Origin of the sequence: Streptomyces sp. NPDC002790, from assembly GCF_040295505.1 — a bacterium.
GTDB lineage: Bacteria > Actinomycetota > Actinomycetes > Streptomycetales > Streptomycetaceae > Streptomyces.
In genome coordinates this window covers 1-2991 of the sequence record NZ_JBEOVM010000230.1, presented here as the reverse complement: position 1 = coordinate 2991, position 2991 = coordinate 1, and the positions used below count along the sequence as shown (strand labels likewise).

Below are 2991 nucleotides of genomic sequence, written 5' to 3'. Positions count from 1 at the left end.
GCCTCGGTCACCACGCTCGTATCTGCCGGTGAAGCCCTGGACGCGGGTCTGGTGGAGCGGTGGGCTTCGGGTCGTCGGCTGATCAACGCCTACGGTCCGACCGAGATCACCGTCTGTGCGTCGATGTCGCAACCGCTGACGCGGGGGGATGAGCCGACGATCGGCACGCCGATCGCCAACAGCCGCTTGTTCGTGCTGGATGAGGCGCTGCAGCCGGTGCCGGTGGGCGTCGCGGGCGAGCTGTACGTGGCCGGAGCCGGTGTGGCACGTGGCTACGTCGGTCGTGCGGGGCTGACGGGTGAGCGGTTCGTGGCCTGCCCGTTCGGAGCGTCCGGGGAACGGATGTACCGGACCGGTGATGTGGCCAAGTGGACCCCGGACGGCCAACTGGTCTTCGGTGGCCGCGCCGACGAGCAGGTCAAGGTCCGTGGGTTCCGCATCGAGCCGGGCGAGATCGAGGCCGTGCTGCTGTCGCGGCCGGACGTCGGACAGGCCGCTGTGATCGCACGCGAGGACGCTCCGGGCGACAAGCGCCTGGTCGCCTACGTGGTGGCCGCGGACACAGGGCTCGACGCGGGCGTGCTGCGGGACGTGGTGGCGTCGCGGCTGCCGGAGTACATGGTCCCGGCCGCGTTCGTGACGCTGGACGAGCTGCCGCTGACCGTCAACGGCAAGCTCGACCGCAGGGCCCTGCCCGCGCCGGAGTACGTCACGGGCGCGGGCCGCGCCCCGGCCACCGTGCAAGAGGAGATCCTCTGCGCGGTGTTCGCCGAGGTGCTCGGCGTGGAGTCGGTCGGCGTCGACGACAACTTCTTCCGGCTGGGCGGACACTCGCTGCTGGCGGTGGCGTTGGTGGACCGGCTGCGGGCGCGGGGCGTATCGGTGTCGGTGCGGGCGCTGTTCGAGGCGTCGACACCGGCCGGGCTGGCGAGGGCGTCCGGTGCCGAAGCGGTGGAGGTGCCCGAGAACCTGATCCCGGTGGGTGCGGAGCGGATCACGCCGGAGATGCTGCCGCTGGTCGAGCTGTCGCAGCAGGAGATCGACCGGGTGGTCGCGGCCGTCGACGGCGGAGCGTCGAACGTGTCGGACGTCTATCCGCTGGCGCCGTTGCAGGAGGGCATGTTCTTCCACCACCTCATGGCGGGTGAGGGCGGCGACGTCTATCTGACGGCGCGCGTCGTGGAGTTCGACTCCCGGGCCCGGCTGGACACATTCGTCGGTGCCTTGCAGCAGGTCGTGGACCGGCACGACATCTATCGCACGGGTGTGGTGTGGGAGGGCCTGCGCGAGCCGGTTCAGGTGGTGTGGCGGCAGGCACAACTGCCCGTCGTAGAGCACGTCTTCGAGGAAGACGTGGCTGCCGCGGGACCCGAAGGGTGGATGGAGGGCCTGACCGCCCTGGCGGGATCGGTGATGAACCTCGACCGTGCCCCGCTGACGGACCTGCATGTGGCCGAGGTCGAGGAAGGCCGTTGGCTGGGTGTGATGCGGATGCATCACCTGCTGCAGGACCACCTGGGCGTGGACATGATGCTTCAGGAGCTGCGGGAGATTCTGGCCGGGCGTCCCGAGGCGCTGAGGCCCGCACTGCCGTTCCGGAACTTCGTGGCACAGATGCGAGCGGTGCCCCGGGCCGAGCACGAGCGGTACTTCGCCGAGCTGCTCGGCGATGTGACCGAGCCGACTGCCCCGTACGGGGTGCTCGACGTGCGCGGCGACGGCAGCGACGTGGTGGTCGAGAGCCTGCCGATCTCCGACGAGGTCGTGGACACGCTCCGGCAGGTGACACGGCAGATGGGGGTCAGCCCTGCCACCGTGATGCACGTGGTGTGGGCGCGCGTACTGGCCGTGCTGTCGGGCCGCGACGACGTGGTGTTCGGCACGGTGCTGCTCGGACGCATGACGGCAGGCGCGGGAGCCGACCGCGTCGTGGGCCCGTTCATCAACAGCCTCCCGGTACGGGTGCGGACCCGCCGGGCGGGGGTGCGGGCCGCGGTCGAGGACATGCGGGACCAGTTGGCGGCGCTGCTGGAGCACGAGCACGCCCCGCTGGCGCTGGCCCAGCAGGCCAGCGGGATAGCGGGCGACACCCCGCTGTTCACCTCGCTCTTCAACTACCGCCCCGCCGACCAGGAATCGGACGCCGGGGAGCAGCGCTCGATCGATGGCGTTCGATATGTCTTTGAACGGGACAAGACCAACTACCCGTTGGCCGTTGCCGTCAATGACAACGGTGCGGCTGGTATGCGCGTCAGTGTGCTGGCCGTCGACCCCATCGATTCGCTTGAGGTCTGCCGTCTGTGGTGCACCGCGATCGAGAACGCGGTCGGCGCCCTGGCCGGCACGGTGCACGGCGGCCCCGACACACCGCTCGCCGCCGTGAGCGTGCTCGATCGGCAAGCGCGCGAACGGATGCTCGTGGGCTGGAACGACACCGCCGCCGGTGACCTGGACGGCACCGTCGTGGAGGTGTTCGGACGGCAGGTCGCCGCCGCCCCTGACGCTCCTGCCGTCATCGCAGGCCAGGATGTCCTCACGTACCGCGAGCTGGACGTCGCGTCGAATCGCCTGGCGCACTTCCTGCGCGGTCTGGGCGTGGGGCCGGAGGTGGTGGTCGGGCTCTGCCTGCCGCGCGGCGCGCGGATGGTCACCGCGGTGCTGGGAATCCTCAAGGCCGGAGCGGCCTATCTGCCGATGGACGTGGCGCATCCGGCGGAGCGGATCGGGTTCATGGTGGCCGACAGCCGCATACCGGTCCTGCTCGGTGTCGAGGATGTGCTGGACGAACTGCCGTTGCGCGGCGTCATGCCGGTGGCGTTGGACGACCGGCACGTCGAGGCGCAGGTGGCGGCCATGCCGGAGACTGCTCCTGGTGTGGTCGTGGATGCCGCCGGGATGGCGTATGTGATCTATACGTCGGGTTCGACGGGTGTGCCGAAGGGTGTGGCGGCGACCCACGGCGGGGCGCTGAACCTGGTGGCGGCGCAGATC

General features: G+C 70.4%; 1 protein-coding gene. It reads left to right on the top strand.

The window, feature by feature from the left end:
• Positions 1 to 2991, top strand: a 2991-nt coding sequence (locus ABT004_RS36235; RefSeq protein ID WP_351346086.1) for an AMP-binding protein, incomplete at both ends; no start/stop codon positions are given.